This window comes from Arthrobacter sp. TJ-240 (assembly GCF_058269195.1).
Window position 1 is genome coordinate 1 of record NZ_JBZCNG010000001.1, and the last position, 18,182, is coordinate 18,182.

At 69.5% G+C, this 18,182-nt stretch carries 11 protein-coding genes; 2 read left to right on the forward strand and 9 right to left on the reverse strand.

What is annotated here, in order from left to right:
- Positions 1-343: 343 nt before the first annotated feature.
- The 3 genes from glgB to AC4D2C_RS00015 are packed head-to-tail and all read right to left on the reverse strand — an operon-like array spanning position 344 to position 7,955.
- A complete protein-coding gene (glgB, locus tag AC4D2C_RS00005; RefSeq protein WP_490911637.1) occupies positions 344-4,150 on the reverse strand; it encodes a 1,4-alpha-glucan branching protein GlgB in 3,807 nt (1,268 codons plus the stop codon).
- Positions 4,150-5,916, reverse strand: coding sequence for a maltose alpha-D-glucosyltransferase (gene treS / locus AC4D2C_RS00010; protein ID WP_490904391.1), 1,767 nt, complete (start codon positions 5,914-5,916; stop codon positions 4,150-4,152). The genes glgB and treS overlap by 1 nt, the downstream gene beginning before the upstream one ends.
- Positions 5,916-7,955, reverse strand: a complete 2,040-nt coding sequence (locus AC4D2C_RS00015) for an alpha-1,4-glucan--maltose-1-phosphate maltosyltransferase (RefSeq protein ID WP_490911638.1) — start codon at positions 7,953-7,955, stop codon at positions 5,916-5,918. Before AC4D2C_RS00015 ends, treS begins: the two co-directional genes overlap by 1 nt.
- Positions 7,956-8,087: 132 nt before the next feature.
- On the opposite strand from AC4D2C_RS00015, the gene glgP reads away from it, so the two are divergent.
- Complete coding sequence (glgP, locus tag AC4D2C_RS00020; protein ID WP_490911639.1) at positions 8,088-10,700, forward strand: alpha-glucan family phosphorylase; 2,613 nt, start codon at positions 8,088-8,090, stop codon at positions 10,698-10,700.
- A 106-nt stretch (positions 10,701-10,806) separates the two neighbouring features.
- Here glgP and glgX read toward each other — a convergent pair whose 3' ends face one another.
- The 6 genes from glgX to AC4D2C_RS00050 form a co-directional block, all read right to left on the reverse strand.
- On the reverse strand, positions 10,807-12,909 hold the full coding sequence (gene glgX, locus AC4D2C_RS00025; protein ID WP_490911640.1) for a glycogen debranching protein GlgX: 2,103 nt from the start codon (positions 12,907-12,909) through the stop codon (positions 10,807-10,809).
- Between the two features lie 8 nt (positions 12,910-12,917).
- Complete coding sequence (gene rlmB, locus AC4D2C_RS00030) at positions 12,918-13,901, reverse strand: 23S rRNA (guanosine(2251)-2'-O)-methyltransferase RlmB (RefSeq protein WP_490904395.1); 984 nt, start codon at positions 13,899-13,901, stop codon at positions 12,918-12,920.
- 122 nt (positions 13,902-14,023) lie between these two features.
- A complete protein-coding gene (gene cysS, locus AC4D2C_RS00035; RefSeq protein ID WP_490911641.1) occupies positions 14,024-15,490 on the reverse strand; it encodes a cysteine--tRNA ligase in 1,467 nt (488 codons plus the stop codon).
- A gap of 56 nt (positions 15,491-15,546) precedes the next feature.
- Positions 15,547-16,050, reverse strand: a complete 504-nt coding sequence (gene ispF, locus AC4D2C_RS00040; RefSeq protein ID WP_490911642.1) for a 2-C-methyl-D-erythritol 2,4-cyclodiphosphate synthase — start codon at positions 16,048-16,050, stop codon at positions 15,547-15,549.
- A gap of 28 nt (positions 16,051-16,078) precedes the next feature.
- On the reverse strand, positions 16,079-16,825 hold the full coding sequence (ispD, locus tag AC4D2C_RS00045; RefSeq protein WP_490911643.1) for a 2-C-methyl-D-erythritol 4-phosphate cytidylyltransferase: 747 nt from the start codon (positions 16,823-16,825) through the stop codon (positions 16,079-16,081).
- A gap of 70 nt (positions 16,826-16,895) precedes the next feature.
- Positions 16,896-17,378, reverse strand: coding sequence for a CarD family transcriptional regulator (locus tag AC4D2C_RS00050; protein ID WP_104049001.1), 483 nt, complete (start codon positions 17,376-17,378; stop codon positions 16,896-16,898).
- A 255-nt stretch (positions 17,379-17,633) separates the two neighbouring features.
- On the opposite strand from AC4D2C_RS00050, the gene AC4D2C_RS00055 reads away from it, so the two are divergent.
- Entirely contained in the window at positions 17,634-18,164 is a 531-nt protein-coding gene (locus AC4D2C_RS00055; RefSeq protein ID WP_490904399.1) for a hypothetical protein, read from the forward strand.
- Positions 18,165-18,182: the final 18 nt, after the last annotated feature.

The following is an 18,182-nucleotide window of genomic DNA, read 5'->3' on the forward strand; positions in this document are numbered from 1 at the left end:
AACAAACTTGGCACACTATTGAGTTCTCAAACAACAGGAGCTACCGGCACCAAACACAACCAAACCGTCATGTCCTCGCTCCGAAGCAACTTCACAAGCCTACCCTTGCTGCTTCCGTTCTCCAAATCGGCCGGTTCCCGCTTCCCCGATCCCCTGTTCCTACCCGAACGGGTAGGAAGGACTTCTCGGTTCTGTGGTTGTCGGCCGACCAGATAACTTCATCAGCGCGGATATAAACAGTAGCATCGCCCGCCCGTGGATGCAAAGCAGCGGCGGACCCCGCTTCCGGGGTCCGCCGCTGTCGTGCCGGCCGATGTTCGGGCCGAGGGACCTGCCTGACGGGTCAGGAAGTGGCGGGCTTCAGGTAGAGCACCCCGAGAGGCGGTACTCGGACGTCGCCGTATGCGGGCTGCCCGTTGTGGGCGCCTTCCTTCGCGGTGATGGGGCTGGCGTTGCCCACACCCGATCCGCCGAACTCGGCGGAGTCGGTGTTGAGGACCTCGGTCCACTCCCCCGCCCAGGGCAGGCCCACGCGGAAACCTTCGTGCGGTCCACCCGCGAAATTGGCGATGCATACCAGCGGGTTGCCCTGGTGGTCCCAGCGGATGAAGGACAGCGTGTTGTGCTCGCCGTCGTTCTCGTCGATCCACTGGAAGCCGGCGGGCTCGTTGTCCCGTGCGTAGAGCGCGGGGGTGTTCCGGTAGATCGAGTTGAGGGAACGGACGAGGTGCTGGACGCCCTGGTGCGAGGGCGTCTCGGTCAGCCACCAGTCGAGGCTGTGGTGCTCGGCCCACTCCGCTTCCTGGGCGAACTCCGACCCCATGAAGATGAGTTGCTTGCCGGGGTGCGCCCACTGGAAGGCGAGATAGGCCCGGACGTTGGCGAGCTGCTGCCACCGGTCGCCCGGCATCTTGCGCAGGAGCGATCCCTTGCCGTGGACCACCTCGTCATGGCTGATCGGCAGCATGAAGTTCTCGGTGTAGGCGTAGACCATCGAGAAGGTGGCCTTCCCGTGGTGGTGCACCCGGTTGATCGGGTCCTCGGAGATGTACTGGAGGGTGTCGTGCATCCAGCCCATGTTCCATTTGATACCGAACCCGAGGCCGCCGCTGCTCGTGGGCCGGGTGACGCCGTCGAACGCCGTCGACTCCTCGGCCACCATGACGATGCCCGGAGCCCGCTTGTAGGCGGTGGCGTTGACCTCCTGCAGGAAGGAGATCGCCTCGAGGTTCTCGCGGCCGCCGAACTTGTTCGGACGCCACTGCCCTTCCTGCCGGGAGTAGTCCAGATAGAGCATCGACGCGACGGCGTCGACACGGAGACCGTCGATGTGGAACTCCTCGAGCCAGTACAGCGCGTTCGCGACGAGGAAGTTGCGCACCTCGCGGCGCCCGAAGTCGAAGATCAGGGTGCCCCAGTCCTGGTGCTCGCCGAGGAACGGGTCCCCGTGCTCGTACAGCGTGCCGCCGTCGAACTTGGCCAGGGCCCAGGCGTCCTTCGGGAAGTGGGCCGGGACCCAGTCCATGATCACGCCGATCCCGGCCTGGTGCAGCCGGTCGATCAGGTACTTGAAGTCGTCCGGCGAGCCGAACCGCGACGTCGGCGCGAAGTAGGACGTCACCTGGTAACCCCACGAGCCACCGAACGGGTGCTCGGCGACGGGCATGAGTTCGATGTGCGTGAAGCCCTGCCAGGAGACGTACTCCACGAGCTGCTCGGCGAGTTCCCGGTAGCTCAGTCCCTGCCGCCACGAACCGAGGTGCACCTCGTAGACGCTCATGGGGCCGTTGTGGGGGTCGCCGGCCGCGCGGGCCTGCATCCACTCGTCGTCCCCGAACACGTAGGTGCTCTCGACGACCTTCGAGCCGGTGAGTGGCGGGATCTCGGTGCCGCGCGCCATGGGATCGGCCTTCTCGCGCCACTGGCCGTCGCTGCCGAGGATGTGGAACTTGTAGCACGTGCCCACACCGGCGTCGGGGATGAAGATCTCCCAGATGCCCGAGCTGCCGAGGGCGCGCATGGCGTTGACGCTGCCGTCCCAGCCGTTGAAGTCACCCATGACCTGGACGGCCCGGGCGTTCGGGGCCCACACCGCGAAGGACACACCCTCGATGTCGCCGACGACGGACGAGTAGTGGCGGACGTGTGCGCCGAGCGCGGTCCACAGGGTCTCGTGCCGGCCCTCGCCGATGAGGTGCATGTCGATCTCGCCGAGTGTCGGCAGGAACCGGTAGGGGTCGTCGACGGTGATCGGATCACCCTCGTACGTCACCTCGAGCCGGTAGTCGGGGACGTGCCCGGGGTTCTCCGCCCTGACGGCACCGGCCCAGATGCCGTTGTGCTCGTGCCGGAGTTCCGTGCGGCCGGATCCGGTGACGACGACGACGGACCGCGCGAGGCGGCGCAGCGTGCGGATGGTGACGACGTCGTCGTCACCGAGGTGCGCACCCAGCACGGCGTGGGGCTGGTGGTACACGCCCTCCGACACCTGGTGGAGGACGGACTGGTCGACGGCCACGGGCGTGAGGTCGGCGGCTCCGGTGGCGGCCGGCGCCGTCCCGGTCTGGCCGGAACCGGCGTCGCGGGCCTTGTCCGCGACCTCGGCGACGGCGCTCCTCGCCTTGTCCGTGGCGGCCTTCGCCGTCTCGGCAACGGTCTTGGCGGCCTTGGCGACGATGTTCGTCTGCCCGGCGCCCTGGTCGCGGTCGGCGTTCTTGGGAGGATTCATGTCAGCTGCTTTCGTTGCGTCCGCACCGGACGTCGCGCCCAACGCGCGGCGCACGTCCCGTGCAGGCATCTCGACCCAGTCGGGCCTGTTGCGGATCTCGTAGACGACTTCGTACAGGGCCTTGTCCAGCCAGAGGGCACGGAAGAGCGGGCCGGAGGTGTCCACGGGCGCGCCGATCTCCTCCGCGTACCCCTCGAGGAAGGCCTCGCGGGCGGCATCGGACCACTGTTCGGTCGCTGTGGCGTCGGGCGAACCGAGCGGGGCGGCCCCGCGGGACGCGGCCGCGTACTCGAGCGAGCGGACCATCCCGACGACGTCGCGCACCGTCACGTCGGGGACGCTGCGCTCGGCGGTGGGCCTGAGCGGCTCCCCCTCGAAGTCGATGACGAGCCACGTGCCGTCGGGGGCCTGCAGCACCTGTCCGAGGTGGAGGTCGGCGTGGATCCGCTGCAGGGGCGGGATCTCATCGAGGTCCTCGATCTCGTGGATGATGCGGTCGACCTCGGCGCCGAGGTCGCCTACGACGTCGCCCGCCTCCTCCCACGCCCAGCGGATGCGCTGCGCGAGGGCCTCCTTGAACTCCCGCTCCTCGGCCTCGGTGGCCGTGCGGCTGCCGAAGGCGCCGTCGAGCTGCCGGTGGATGCGTGCCACCGCACGGCCGAGGCCCTGGGCCTCCGCCGTGAAGCCGGTGGCGGTGGACGCGGCGGACGAAGCCGTGCGCCAGGCGTCGGTGCTCCCCTCGACGAAGTCCCGCAGGACACTGACGTGGCCCGTGACGTGGTGGCCGGGCTCGGCGTCCGTTGCCTGCCAGGTCCCCGTCACCCAGCCGAAGGTGTCGGGGGTGTCCGTGGATCCGCCGGCCGTGAGCTCGGCGCTGATCTGCACGTCGGGGCTCTCACCGGCGGCGAGCACCCGGAAGAACTTCACGATCATCGAGCCCGGACCGGATCCATGGACGACGGAGGTATTGGACTGCTCGCCCTGCAGCACCCTGACGGGTGGCACCGTGCCGGGCTCCTGACGTGCCGGCGCCTTGACGAGTTCGCCGACGAGGCGGCCGTCGGCCGTGGTCCCGCGGGTCAGGATGAAGTCGACCCAGAGGCGCACGAAGTCGGCGTCGTGGGTGGCATCGTACGCCCACCGCGCGCCGAGCTCCGGGTGGTCCACCTGGCCGATGAGTCCGGACGCGGCGCTGTCGAGCGGTGCCGCGCGATAGCTGATCGGCACGCTGACGACGTCGGTGCGCGTACCGGAGGTGACAGCCAGGAAGTGCACCTCGAAGCCCGCCTCGCCGGCCGGGTCCTCGAGGACCGTCCCGCCGACGACCGTCAGGTCCACCGACTCCCCCTTCACGGGGAACCACCGCTGCGACGGCAACCACCCGGTGAGGATCTCCGGGACGTAGGGCGTATGGGTCGCCATTACCTGACCGCCTCCGGGATGGAGATGACGGGCATCGCCTCGGTGTGCGGCGACGCCGTGTTGGAGCTGGCCGAGCGGACACGCAGCCAGAAGAAGTCGTGGCTGCCGAGGGTCAGCGTGATCTCGCCGTCCTCCTCGAACGCCGGGAAGATGGCGCCGCCGAACAGATCGCGCAGGCCACGGCCGGCGAACTCGGGAAGGCGCATCTTCGCCGCGACGGGGTGCTGCGACAGGTTGAAGATGCAGAGCACCGATTCCGCGGGCTCGCCCTCGTTGTTGCCGTGCTCGACCTCGCGGAGGAAGGCCAGGACGTGCTCCGACTCCACCGGGACGTTCCGGTAGACGCCCAGCCCGAAGGCCGGATGCGCCTTACGGACCGCGAGCATCTGCCGGACCCAGTGCAGCAGCGAGCTGGAGGTCGCCATCTGCGCCTCGACGTTGACGTGGTTGTAGTGGTACACCAGCGACTGCACGACCGGCAGGTACAGCTTGCCGGGATCTACGGGCGAGAAGCCGGCGTTGCGGTCCGGGTTCCACTGCATCGGGGTCCGCGACGCGTCACGGTCCTCGAGCCAGATGTTGTCTCCCATGCCGATCTCGTCCCCGTAGTAGAGGAACGGGCTGCCGGGCAGCGACAGCAGGAGCGCGTGGATCAGCTCCACCTCGGCGCGGGAGTTGTCGAGCAGCGGGGACAGTCGACGGCGGATACCGACGTTCGCGCGCATGCGCGGATCGGGGGCGTACCACCCGAGCATCGCCTCCCGCTCCTCGTTGGTGACCATCTCCAGCGTCAGCTCGTCGTGGTTGCGCAGGAACGTGCCCCACTGGGCGCCCGCGGGGATGTCAGGGGTCTCGGCCATCGTCTCGATGATGGGCGCGGCCTTCTGGTCACGCAGCGCGTAGAAGAGCCGCGGCATGATCGGGAAGTGGAAGCACATGTGGCACTCGGGCTCGTCCTCGCTGCCGAAGTACTCCACCACTTCGTCGGGCATCTGGTTCGCCTCGGCGATGATGACGCGGCCGGGGTAGTTCTCGTCCACCATCGCGCGGAGGCGCTTGAGGAACCCGTGCGTCTCCGGCAGATTCTCGCAGTTGGTGCCCTCCTCCTCGAAGAGGTAGGGGATGGCGTCCGCCCGGAACCCGTCGATGCCCTGGTCCAGCCAGAACCGCACGACATCGAAGATGGCCTCCTGCACCTTGGGGTTCTCGAAGTTGAGATCCGGCTGGTGGCTGAAGAAGCGGTGCCAGAAGAACTGGCGACGGACCGGGTCGAACGTCCAGTTCGACTCCTCCGTGTCCACGAAGATGATGCGCGCGTCCTCGTACTTCTCGTCCGTGTCGCTCCAGACGTAGAAGTCGCCGTAGGGACCCTCGGGGTCCCGCCGTGACTCCTGGAACCAGTGGTGCTGGTCCGAGGTGTGGTTCATGGGCAGGTCGATGATGACCCGGACGCCGCGCGCGTGGGCCTCGGCGACGAGCCGCTTGAAGTCGCCCAGGGAGCCGAACTCGTCGAGGACGTCGTAGTAGTCGGAGATGTCGTACCCGCCGTCGCGCAGCGGCGACTTGAAGAACGGAGGAAGCCACAGGCAGTCCACGCCGAGCCACTGGAGGTAGTCCATCTTCTCGATGAGCCCCGAGAGGTCACCGGAGCCGTCCCCGTTCGCATCGGCGAAACCCCGGACCAGCGCCTCGTAGAAGACCGCCTTGCGGAACCAGTGGGGGTCGTGGGCCAGTCCAGGTGCGTTGAGCTGGAAGGGGTTGGGCACTAGTGCTGCCTCCTGATTGAGAGAATGTGGGCGGGTTCCACGTAGGGGTCGAGCCGCACGTAGTTGTGCTCGCCCCACGCGAAGGTCTGGCCCGTGACGAGGTCGTCCACGAGGAATGTACCGTTCCCGTCGAGGTCCGCGGCGTCGATCCCGAGCTTCGCGAGATCCAGCGACACGGTGCTCTCGCGCGTACTATGCGGGTCGACGTTGACGACGACGATGATGGTGTCCTTGCCCTCGGCCGTCTGCTTGTGCTTGGCGAAGACCACCGTCGAGGGATCGGTGCTGCTGTGGACGGTGAGGTTCTCGAGGTCGCCGAGCGCGGGATGCGCGCGGCGGATCGCGTTGAGCCGTGTGATGAAGGGGGCCAGCGAGCGGCCCTCCGCCTCGGCTGCGGCGTAGTCCCGGGGACGGTACTGGAACTTCTCGTTGTCGATGTACTCCTCGGCGCCAGGGCGGGCGACGTGCTCGAACAGCTCGTACCCGGAGTAGACGCCCCACAGGGGGCTGGCCATGGACGCGAGCACGGCACGGATCTTGAACGCCGCCGGCCCGCCGTACTGGAGGTACTCGGTGAGGATGTCGGGCGTGTTCACGAAGAAGTTGGGGCGGAAGTAGGCCGGCGACACCGAGCTGATCTCGGTGAAATACTCCTCCAGCTCCGTCTTGGTGTTCCGCCACGTGAAGTACGAGTAGGACTGCTGGAACCCGGCGCGGCCGAGCGCATGCATCATCGGCGGGCGGGTGAACGCCTCCGCGAGGAAGATGACGTCGGGATGCTTCTTGTTCACGCGGGCGATCAGCCACTCCCAGAACTGCACCGGCTTGGTGTGCGGGTTGTCCACCCGGAAGATCTTCACGCCGTGCTGGATCCACAGGAGGACGATCCGCAGGATCTCCTTCGACAGCCCCTTCGGGTCGTTGTCGAAGTTGATGGGGTAGATGTCCTGGTACTTCTTCGGCGGGTTCTCCGCGTACGCGATCGATCCGTCCACGCGCGTGGTGAACCACTCGGGGTGCGTCTGGACCCAGGGGTGGTCCGGTGCGGCCTGCAGGGCGAGGTCCAGGGCCACCTCGAGGTCCAGCTCGCGGGCCCGGGCGACGAATGCGTCGAAGTCCTCGAAGGTGCCGAGGTCCGGGTGGATGGCGTCATGGCCGCCGTCGGCGGAGCCGATGGCCCAGGGCGAGCCGGGGTCGGCGGGGCCGGCCGTCAGCGTGTTGTTCGGTCCCTTGCGGTGCGTGCGGCCGATCGGGTGGATGGGCGGCAGGTACACGACGTCGAAGTTCATGGCCGCGACGGCATCGAGCCGCTTGGCGGCCTCGCGGAAGGTCCCCGAGGTCCACTCCGCCGTCTCGGGGTTGTAGGTGGCGCCCTCGGAGCGGGGGAAGAACTCGTACCAGGCGGCGCGCCCGGCCAGTTCGCGCTCCACGTTGATGGGGTAGGCCTGCGAGGCGGTCACGAGCGAGCGGATGGGCCGGCGTGCGATGGCCTCGTGGATCTCGGGGGACAGACCCGCGGCGAGGCGCGTCTCGACGCTCTGTGCCGTGTCAGCAAGGACGTCGGCGGCACGGCGGAAGAGCGCGGCGTCGCGGGCGGTCCGCTCCCCTGCGGCCCGCGTGAAGAGTGCGGCCCCTTCGGCGAGCATGAGCTCGACGTCGACCCCCGCGGCGATCTTGATGGTGGCGTCGTGTTCCCACGTGCCGTAGACATCGGACCAGCCCTCGATCGTGAACGTGTGCAGTCCCTTGGCCCGCGGTGTCAGCGTCCCGGCCCAGCGGTCGAGGCCGGATCCGACCGGCGTCATGCGGACGCGCTGCACCTCCTTGCCGCGGGGATCGTAGAGCACGGCCGAGACGCCGAGCTGGTCGTGGCCCTCCCGGAAGACGGTCGCCCCTACGGCGATGTCCGAGCCCGGGATCCCCTTGGCAGGGAAGCGTCCGTCCTCGACGACGGGACTGACCGCCGTGATCGGGATGCGGCCGAAGCGCAGTCCCTCGGGATACGGGGCATTTCGGTTCTGCTCGGTAGGAGTGCTCACCTGCACGACGTTAGCGAGTAATGGGCCGAAATGCTAAGGGGGCTTGGCGTAACGTCAAGCCCGCTCCTGTATTACGCAAGCGTTTGCGCACCCGTCTCCCCTGCGCAGGGCAAGTGCGCTAGCGTAACCGGGGTGAAGGCCATCCGCAGATTTACCGTCAGAACCGTCCTCCCCGAGAGCATCGCCCCCCTGGGCAAGCTCGCAAGCAATCTGCGTTGGTCCTGGCATCTGCCGACCTCGCGCCTGTTCGAGGACATCGACCGCGCCGCCTGGGAGGAGAGCGGCCACGATCCGGTGTCCTTCCTGGGCTCCGTGACACGCGAGAAGCTGCAGCAGCTCGCCGCCGACGAGAAACTGGTGCAGCGCATCCACGAACTCGGCGCCGACCTCGACAGCTACCTGACGGAACCGCGCTGGTACCAGGGCCTCGGCGAGGATGCGCCCCGAAGCATCGCCTACTTCTCCCCCGAGTACGGCATCAGCGCCGTCCTCCCGCAGTACTCCGGCGGCCTCGGCATCCTCGCCGGCGACCACCTGAAGTCCGCATCCGATCTCGGTGTCCCCCTGATCGGCGTGGGCCTGCTCTACCAGGCCGGCTACTTCAAGCAGTCCCTGTCCCGGGACGCCTGGCAGCAGGAGACCTACCCGGTCCTCGACCCCGACGGCCTGCCGCTGACCCTGCTCCGCGAGGAGGACGGCTCCGCCGCGATGGTGGTGCTGCCCCTGCCCAACGGCCGGCAACTGTCGGCGCACATCTGGCGTGCCGACGTCGGCCGTGTGCCCCTCCTGCTCCTCGACTCGAACGTCGCCGAGAACGACGACGCGGCGCGCAACGTCACCGACCGCCTCTACGGCGGCGGCGGGGACCAGCGCCTCCAGCAGGAACTGCTCCTCGGGATGGGCGGGGTGAAGGCCCTGCGCATCTTCCAGCGCCTCACCGGGACGCCGGCCCCCGAGGTCTTCCACACCAACGAGGGCCACGCCGGCTTCCTCGGGATCGAGCGCATCCGCGAACTCATGGACCCGTCCAACGAGTCGCCGATGAGCTGGGAGGAGGCGCTCACTGCGGGACGCGCGTCCACCGTGTTCACCACCCACACTCCGGTGCCCGCCGGTATCGACCGCTTCGAGCGCTCCCAGATCGAGCACTTCTTCCACGCCGGCCTCGCGCCCGCCGTGCCCACCGACCGCGTCCTGGCCCTCGGCGCGGAGAACTACGCGGACGGCGACCCGACGAAGTTCAACATGGCCGTCATGGGCCTGCGCCTCGCGCAGCGTGCCAACGGCGTGGCGAAGCTGCACGGCGAGGTCTCGCGCGGCATGTTCTCCGGACTCTGGCCGGGGTTCGACGCGCGCGAGGTGCCCATCACGTCCGTGACCAACGGCGTGCACGTGCCGAGCTGGGTGGACCCGCAGATCGCGGACTTCGCCCTCGAGCACTTCGGCGCCGAATCCGTCCTCGACCCCCAGTGGGCCAAGGTCTACGACGTCCCGGACACGGACATCTGGGCCCTGCGCCGCAGCCTCCGCTCGAACCTCGTGGACGACGTGCGCCAGCGCCTGCGCTCCTCGTGGAAGAAGCGCGGCGCGGCCGACGCCGAACTGGCGTGGACCGACTCCGTACTGGATCCCGACGTCCTGACGATCGGCTTCGCGCGCCGCGTCCCGACGTACAAGCGCCTCACGCTCATGCTGCGCGACCCCGCCCGCCTCAAGGCGCTGCTGCTGCACCCGGAGCACCCCATCCAGCTGGTCATCGCCGGCAAGTCACACCCCGCCGACGAGCAGGGCAAGCGCATGATCCAGGACCTGGTGCGGTTCACGGACGACCCCGAGGTCCGCCACCGCATCGTCTTCCTGCCCAACTACGACATCGCCATGGCCCTCACGCTGTTCCCGGGCTGCGACGTGTGGCTGAACAACCCGCTGCGTCCGCTCGAGGCCTGCGGGACGTCCGGCATGAAGGCCGCGATCAACGGCGGTCTCAACCTCTCCGTCCTCGACGGCTGGTGGGACGAGATGTACGACGGCGACAACGGCTGGGCGATCCCGACCGCCAACAACGGCGCCTCCGCCGACGAGCGCGACGACATCGAGGCCGCGGCCCTGTACGACCTCCTCGAGACCCAGGTGAGCCCGCGCTTCTACTCGCTGGTCCCCGCCGAGGGTGCCGGTGCGGCCGGGCCGTCCGAGCCCTCGCGCGACGGCGTCCCGCACCAGTGGATCGCGATGATCAAGCACACCATGGCGACGCTCGGTCCGGCCGTGTCCGCCGAGCGCATGCTGCAGGACTATGTGGAGAAGCTGTACCGCCCGGCCTGGCGCTCCGGCCAGGAGGCCGCCGCCGACTCCTTCGCGCTCGCGAGGAGGACCGCCGCCTGGCGCTCCCGCGTGCAGGGCAGCTGGCCTGCGGTGCAGGTGGAACACGTCGATTCGACCGGCGTGTCCGAGAACCCGCAGATCGGCGATTCCCTGACCGTCAACGCGTACGTCTCCCTCGGGGGCCTCGACCCCGACGACGTCGCCGTGGAGGTCGCCTACGGGCGTGCCCTCGAGAGCGATGAGCTGAGCGATGTCACGGTCGACGACCTCGTCGTCGCCGAGAACCTGGGCAGCGGACGCTACCTCTTCACGGGCGGCGTCCGGATCGACCACTCCGGGTCCTTCGGCTACACAGTGCGGGTGCTGCCGAAGCACGCGACGCTGGCGACGAAGGCCGAACTGGGACTCATCGTCAACGCCTGATCTGCTGCGCCATCGTCGACGAAGCCCGGGACCTGATCGGTCCCGGGCTTCGTCGTTCCAGGGCTTCGTCGTCCCCGGCGGGTGTCCCTGATCCGCCGTCACCGCCTCAGCAGCGGTAGATGCGTACCGAGTCCGCTGCCACCGTGTCGCCGTCGCCCGAGCGCAGGCGCAGCGTCCCGTCGACCGGACCGCGCGCCGCGGAGTCGAAGGTGGGGGTGAACCAGCGCGGCTGCTCCCCCTCGACGCCCTGGCCCTGCAGGATCCACGCCGAGGGCAGATGGATGCGGGTGTCCTCGAGCGAGCCGTTGATCACCACGAGTCCGTTGATGGTGCCGCCGGTCGAGCCGAGGAGGAGCTGCACGGTCCGCGTCCGCGGGTCGTCCCATTCCTGCGCGGTCATGGGCAGCCCGGCCGCGCTGAACCACACCAGCGTCGACTGGTCGCCGCGTGAGGGGAAGGTGGGGGGCTGCCGCGCCAGGAAGTCCTTCCGGATGGACAGCAGCGTGCGCGTGGCCCCGAGCATGCGGCGTGACGCGGCGTCGTCGGGCCAGTGCACCCAGGCGAGTTCATTGTCCTGGCAGTAGGCGTTGTTGTTGCCGTGCTGCGTACGCCCGAGCTCGTCGCCGGCCATCAGCATCGGTACGCCCAGCGAGATGAGCAGCGACGCCATGATGTTGCGCGCGCTCCGCTCGCGGCGGGCCAGGATGCCCCCGTCCTCCGTGCGTCCCTCGGCGCCGTGGTTGTAGCTGCGGTTGTCGTTGTGGCCGTCGCGGTTCTCCTCGCCGTTGGCCTCGTTGTGCTTGCGCTCGTACGCGGTGAGGTCCGCGAGTGTGAAGCCGTCGTGGGCGGTCACCAGATTGATCGAGGCCAGCGCGCTGCGGCCCGATGCCGCGAACAGCTCCACCGATCCGGCCAGGGATCCGGCCAGGCGTCCCGGCGAGGAGCCCGTCCCTCCGCGCGCGATCGCGGCGATGTCGTGCAGCCAGAAGTCCCGCACCGTGTCGCGGAAGCCATCGTTCCAGTCCGCCCAGCCGATGGGGAACTGCCCGGTCCGCCAGCCGTCCGGCCCGAGGTCCCAGGGCTCGGCGATGAGCTTGGTCCCGCGCAGGGCTTCGGACGCCCTGACGGCCACGAGGAAGGGGTGTCGCTGCGTGAACACGTTGCGCTCGTCGCGGGCGAGGCTCACGGCGAGGTCGAACCGGAAGCCGTCGATCTTGAACTCCTCCACCCAGTAGCGCAGCGAATCGAGCGCGAACTCGACGACGCGGGGCTGGGAGAAATCGAGCGTGTTCCCGCACCCGGTGGTGTCGACGTACCGCCCGGTGGCGTCGTGCCGGTAGTAGTCGGCGTCCCCGAGTCCGCGCCAGCACAGTGCCGGGCGGTGCTGATCGCCTTCGGCGGTGTGGTTGTAGACGACGTCGAGGATCACCTCGAGGCCCGCCTCGTGGAGCGCGCGGACCATGCCCTTGAACTCGTCGAGGACGGCGGACGGCCCCGCGGCCCGGGCCTCCGCGGTGGCGTAGTCCGTGTGGGCCGCGAAGAAGCCGAGCGTGTTGTAGCCCCAGTAGTTGCCGAGGCCCAGGGGCTCGAGATGCGGTTCGTCGATGTGGAAGTGCACGGGGAGGAGCTGCACGGCGGTCACCCCGAGGTCGCGGAGGTGGGCGATCATGACCGGGTGGGCGAGGCCCGCGTAGGTCCCCCGGACGCGCTCCGGCACGTCGGGGTGGAGCTTCGTGAGGCCCTTCACGTGCGCCTCGTAGATGACGGTGTCACGCCAGGGGGTCAGGGGCCGTTCGCTCGTGCCCCAGTCGAAGGTGTGCTCGAGGAACACCGAGTAGTAGGAGCGCGACGGTGTCTCCGCCGCCCCGGGGTCGGGAGGGATCGTCTCGATGGCCCGGGCGTACGGGTCGAGGAGCAACTGAGCCTCGCCCACGGCGCCCGGCAGGTCCTTGCCCGTGGGCCAGAACGCGTAGAGGGCACCGGGTGGGACCGGGCCCACCAGGCCGTGGTGGACGCCCCCGTCGAGCCCCACCAGGGTCTCCGACGTCCACGTGCCGTCCGCCCGGCGCCAGTGCACGTCCATCGAGGCGATGCCCGGCGCCCAGACCGCGGCATTGGCGTGCGCGTCCGCGCCCCACGCCCCCCGGGCGGGGTGGAGTCCGAGCGGGAACTCGCGGGAGGCACGCGTCAGGGGTGCGGGGTTCGTCATGCGCGGTATCAGGCGGAACGCTGGCGGGACACCTCGTAGAGCGTGATTCCCACCGCCATCGACGCGTTCAGCGACTCCATGGCGGAATCGATCGGGATGGACACGATCTGGTCGCAGTTCTCGCGGACGAGCCGGGAGAGGCCCTTGCCCTCGGAACCGACGACGATGCAGATGGGGTCGCGGCCGAGGGACAGTTCCGGCAGCGAGACGTCGCCGTCGCCGTCGAGCCCGAGGACGAAGATGCCCTTCTGCTTGAAGGCCTTGAGCGCCGCGTTGAGGTTGCCGACGCGGGCCACGGGCACGCGCACGGCGGCTCCGGCGCTGGTCTTCCACGCCGACGCCGTCACGCCCACCGAGCGGCGCTCGGGCACGATGACGCCGTGGCTGCTGAACGCCGAGGCGGAGCGGATGATCGCTCCCAGGTTGCGGGGGTCGGTGATGCCGTCCAGTGCCACGAAGAGCGGGGCGTTACCGATGTGTCCGCGCCGGAACCGCTCGATGGTCTCGTCCGCGAGGTCCAGTGCGTCCGCGTACTCGTACGGCGGGATCTGCAGCATGAGCCCCTGGTGCACGGCGCCGTCCGTCATGCGGTCCAGTTCGGGCTTGCCGGTCTCCATCACGGGGATGCCGCGTTCGGCGGCCATCTTCAGGGACTCCCGCACGCGGTCGTCCATCTCGATGCGGATGGCGACGTGGAGGGCTTTCGCCGGGATGCCGGCCCGGAGCGCCTCCACCACGGAGTTGCGGCCGGTGACGACCTCCTCGGCGGCCTTCCCGCGGGTGCGGCCGGTGCCGGCGCCCTTGCCGCCATCCCGCTTCGCTGCCGCACGCTCAGCGAGCTCCTTGCTCTTGTACGCCTTGTGGTACGGGCGGTCCTCCGCCTTCGGTGTGGGGCCCTTGCCCTCGAGCGACTTGCGCCCATGTCCGCCGGTGCCGATGGTGGGGCCCTTTTTCGTTTTGCGAACCGCGCCTGGACGTCCGTGACTGGCCATGGAAGAACACCTTTATATAGAGGAAGAATCGCCTCCAGTTTACGCGGAGCCGGGCGGGTGGGCCCGCACGTGTTCCAGTCGGGCCGCGCGTGCGGACCGGGAGGGGACGCGCACCGGGTCGGTCAGCCCTCGGCGAGGGACCAGCGGACGCCGTCCGCCGCGTCCTCGAGGACGATCCCGGCGGCGGCCAGCGCATCGCGGATGGCGTCCGCCCGGGCCCAGTCGCGGTCGGACCGGGCAGCGGTGCGCTCGGCGATCCTCGCACCGACCAGCGCCTCGAGGGCCCTCGAGGCCGCGGCGTCGGCGGCGGTGCCGGACGTGGCGGTCCCCGCGTCGTCCAGTCCGAGGACGGCGGTCATCGCGGCGACGGCGTCGAGGTCGGCGCGGACGGCGTCGTCGTCGCCCGCCGCCAGCGCCGTGTTGCCGCTGCGCACCGTGGTGTGGAGGACCGCGAGGGCCTGGGGGACGTTGAGGTCGTCGTCCATGGCGGCCCCGAAGCCGTCGGGGAGGTCGACGGCACGGACGGGGCCGGGGGCCGGGGCGCCGACACGCGCGGAGGCCTTGGCGATGAATCCGTCGATGCGCGCCACCGCCGATGCCGCCTCCTGCAGGGACGTCTCGCGGTAGTCGAGCACCGACCGGTAGTGGGCCTGGCCGAGGTAGTAGCGCACCACGCGGGGCCCGGCGGCGTCGATCATCTCCTGCGGGCTGACGGTGTTGCCGATCGACTTCGACATCTTCTCGCCGCCGTACGTGACCATGCCGTTGTGCATCCAGAAGCGGGCGAACGCGTGGCCCGCGGCCTGCGACTGGGCCATCTCGTTCTCGTGGTGCGGGAAGCGCAGGTCGAGGCCCCCGCCGTGGATGTCGAACTCCGTGCCGAGGTACTTCGTGACCATGCTCGAGCACTCGAGGTGCCAGCCGGGTCGACCCGTCCCCCAGGGGCTCGGCCAGGACGCGCTCGCGGGGTCGGTGTCCTTCGAGCCCTTCCACAGTGCGAAGTCACGCGGGTCGCGCTTGCCGCGCGGGTCGGCATCGGGCGCGGCCTGCATGTCGTCGATGTCCTGGCGGGTGAGGCTGCCATAGGCGGGCCAGGACCGCACGTCGAAGTAGACGTCGCCCGAACCGTCCGGCGCAGGGTAGGCATGGCCGCGGTCGATGAGCCGCTGGATGAGGGCGTGCATCTCGGGGATGTGGCCGGTGGCGCGCGGCTCGTAGGTGGGAGGGCGCACACCGAGCGCCGTGTAGGCGTCGTCGAAAGCGCGCTCGAACCGGTACGCAAGGGCCCACCACTGCTCCTGGGGTACCACGGACGGGTCCTCGGCGGCGGCGCCGTCGCGGAAGGAGTCCTGCGACTTGGCGAGGATCTTGTCGTCGATGTCGGTGACGTTCCGTACCACCGTGACGCGGAGGTCCCGCGCCTCGAGCCACCGCGTCAGCTGGTCGAACGCGATCGCCGAGCGGACGTGGCCCACGTGGGGCATCCCCTGGACGGTGGCACCGCAGTAGTAGAGACTCGCCCGGCCCGGTTCGAGGGGTTCGAAGGGGCGCACCTCGGCGCGGGCGGTGTCATAGAATCGCAGGCTCACCGGTCCAGATTACCCGTCGGCAGCGCACGTCCCTGCGGCGTCGCGGGCGTAGCGCCTCAGCGGGAGCGTACGAGGACGGCGGTCGCGATGGCCGCGACGCCCTCTCCCCTGCCGGTCAGGCCCAGCCCGTCCGTGGTGGTGGCCGAGATGCTGACGGGTGCCTGCGCGGCGTCGGACAGGACCGCCTCCGCCTCCGCCCGGCGCGGCGCGAACTTCGGCCGGTTCCCGATGAGCTGCACGGCGATGTTGCCGATGTCGAATCCGGCCTCGCGGACGATCGCGGCGGCCGCGGTGAGCAGGGCGTGCCCGGACGCGCCGGCGTATTCGGGCCGGTCCGTGCCGAAGTGGGTGCCCAGGTCGCCCACACCGGCGGCGGAGAAGAGGGCGTCGGCCGCGGCGTGGGCGACGGCGTCGCCGTCGGAGTGACCGGACAGGCCCTGCTCCCCCTCCCACAGCAGACCCGCGAGCCACAGCGGGGCGGGCGCATCGGCGGGCGCATAGGCGTGGACGTCGACGCCGATGCCCGTGCGGGGAAGGTGGGTGTGCTTGCTCAGGTACACGGCTGCTCCTGCTACTGGTAGTGGTCGGTCAACCCGCGACGTGCGGGAGGGACGGGACGTCGACGGGCACCCCGGCCAGGACCGCCTCGGCGATGACGAGGTCCAGCGGCGTGGTGACCTTGAAGGCGAGGGCGTCGCCGTCGACCACGCGCACGGTGGCACCGCGCGCCTCCATCAGCATGGCGTCGTCCGTGACCGTCGGATCGGCCGCACCGACGGCGGCGTGCGCGGCGCGGAGAGCCACGGCGTCGAAGCCCTGGGGGGTCTGCACGGCACGCAGCGCGCCGCGCTCCGGGGTCGCGGTGACGACGTCGCCGTCCACCACCTTGACCGTGTCCACGACCGGCAGCACGGGGATGACCGCGGCGGCGCCGGCGGCGACGGCGGTGGCGACGCGCCGGAACACGTCCGGTGGGGTGAGGGCCCGCGCGGCGTCGTGGACGAGGACGACGGCGATCGCCGCCGGCAGCGCATCGAGGCCGGCTCGGACCGAGGCCGTCCGGGTCGCGTCACCGGTCACCCCGGTGACGGCCGGGCCGCCGGGACGGCCTGCGGCGGCGACCACGGCGGAGAGGACCGCGTCGTCCCGCGGGAGGACCACGACGACATGGCTCGCGACACCCGCCGTGATGACGGCGTCGAGCGAGTGTTCGAGGAGGGTACGCCCCGCGCACAGGACACGGGCCTTGGGAATGCCCCGGCCCAGCCGCTGCCCGGATCCTGCGGCGACCACCACGACACCGACCGCGGGGACGGCATGCTGCTTCTCGGACATCCCGCCACCCTATGCCAGGACCACGCAAAAGAGGGACCCGAAGGTCCCTCTTCCGCGCCGCCGTCGTCTCCTAGGAGGCGAGGACGTCGTCGAGAACGCTTGCAGCCTTCTCTTCGTCGGTCTTCTCCGCGAGTGCCAGCTCGGAGATGAGGATCTGGCGCGCTTTCGCGAGCATCCTCTTCTCGCCGGCCGACAGGCCGCGGTCGTGGTCGCGGCGCCACAGGTCCCGGACTACCTCGGCGACCTTGATGACATCGCCGGAGGCGAGCTTCTCGAGGTTCGCCTTGTAGCGGCGCGACCAGTTGGTGGGCTCCTCCGTGAATTCGGCCCGCAGGACGTCGAACACGTGCTCGAGGCCCTCCTTGCCCACCACGTCGCGAACCCCTACGAGGTCAACGTTCTCTGCTGGTACTTCTATCGTCAGATCACCCTGTGCCACCTTGAGCTTGAGATACATCTTCTCTTCGCCCTTGATGACGCGCATCTTGATCTCCTCGATCTTCGCTGCGCCGTGATGCGGGTAAACAACTGTTTCGCCGACCTCAAAAACCATGTGGACTTTCCCCTTTCCCGGGAACCAGTTTATCACGGTAACGACACGCCGATGCCGCGTTTTCGCAGGTCAGGCGGCCGAAACAAGCACAAAGAACTATGATTCGCCCCTTGACTACAGAGGAATTCAGTGATCCGGACCACTGCGCGTCCGGTAAACCGACACCACGATTCGGCGGCGTTGCCGATAGTCTGTTGAGTACGTCCGCTCCGGATCACCCCCGGTCCCACCTGTTGAACCCCAGGAGTTTGTGCTGTGAATAGTGCACCGAAGAACCGAGTGCAGCAGGCCGTTGCTGCAGGCGCCGTGCTGCTGACGCTGGGCGTCTCCGGCTGCAGCTTCACCACGGAGCAGTCGACGACGACGCAGTACGCGGCGTCCGACGGCATCGTGAAGGACCTCGGGCCGGTGCTCCTGCGCAACATCCTGATCGTCGGCCGCGACGACGAGACGGCCGGACGGCTCATCGGCACCGTGTTCAACACGAGCGACGACCCCGTGACGCTCTCCATCCAGGCCGGCGGCGCCGCCACCGAGGTGACCATCGACGGTCAGGGCCAGTTCAGGTTCGAGGAGGAGTCCTCGGACGACGCCACGCTCGAAGGGCTCGAGGACATCCCGGGCTCCCTCATCGATGTCGAGTTCGACGTCGAGGGCGAGCAGGCCGTCTTCGAGGTGCCGGTCCTCGACGGGACCCTCGAGGAGTACCGCGAGTACGTACCCGGCGGCTACACGCCGCGACCGAGCGAGCCCGCCGCGACCGAGGAAGCCGCCGAGGGCGAGTAGCCTCGTCTCCCCACGAAC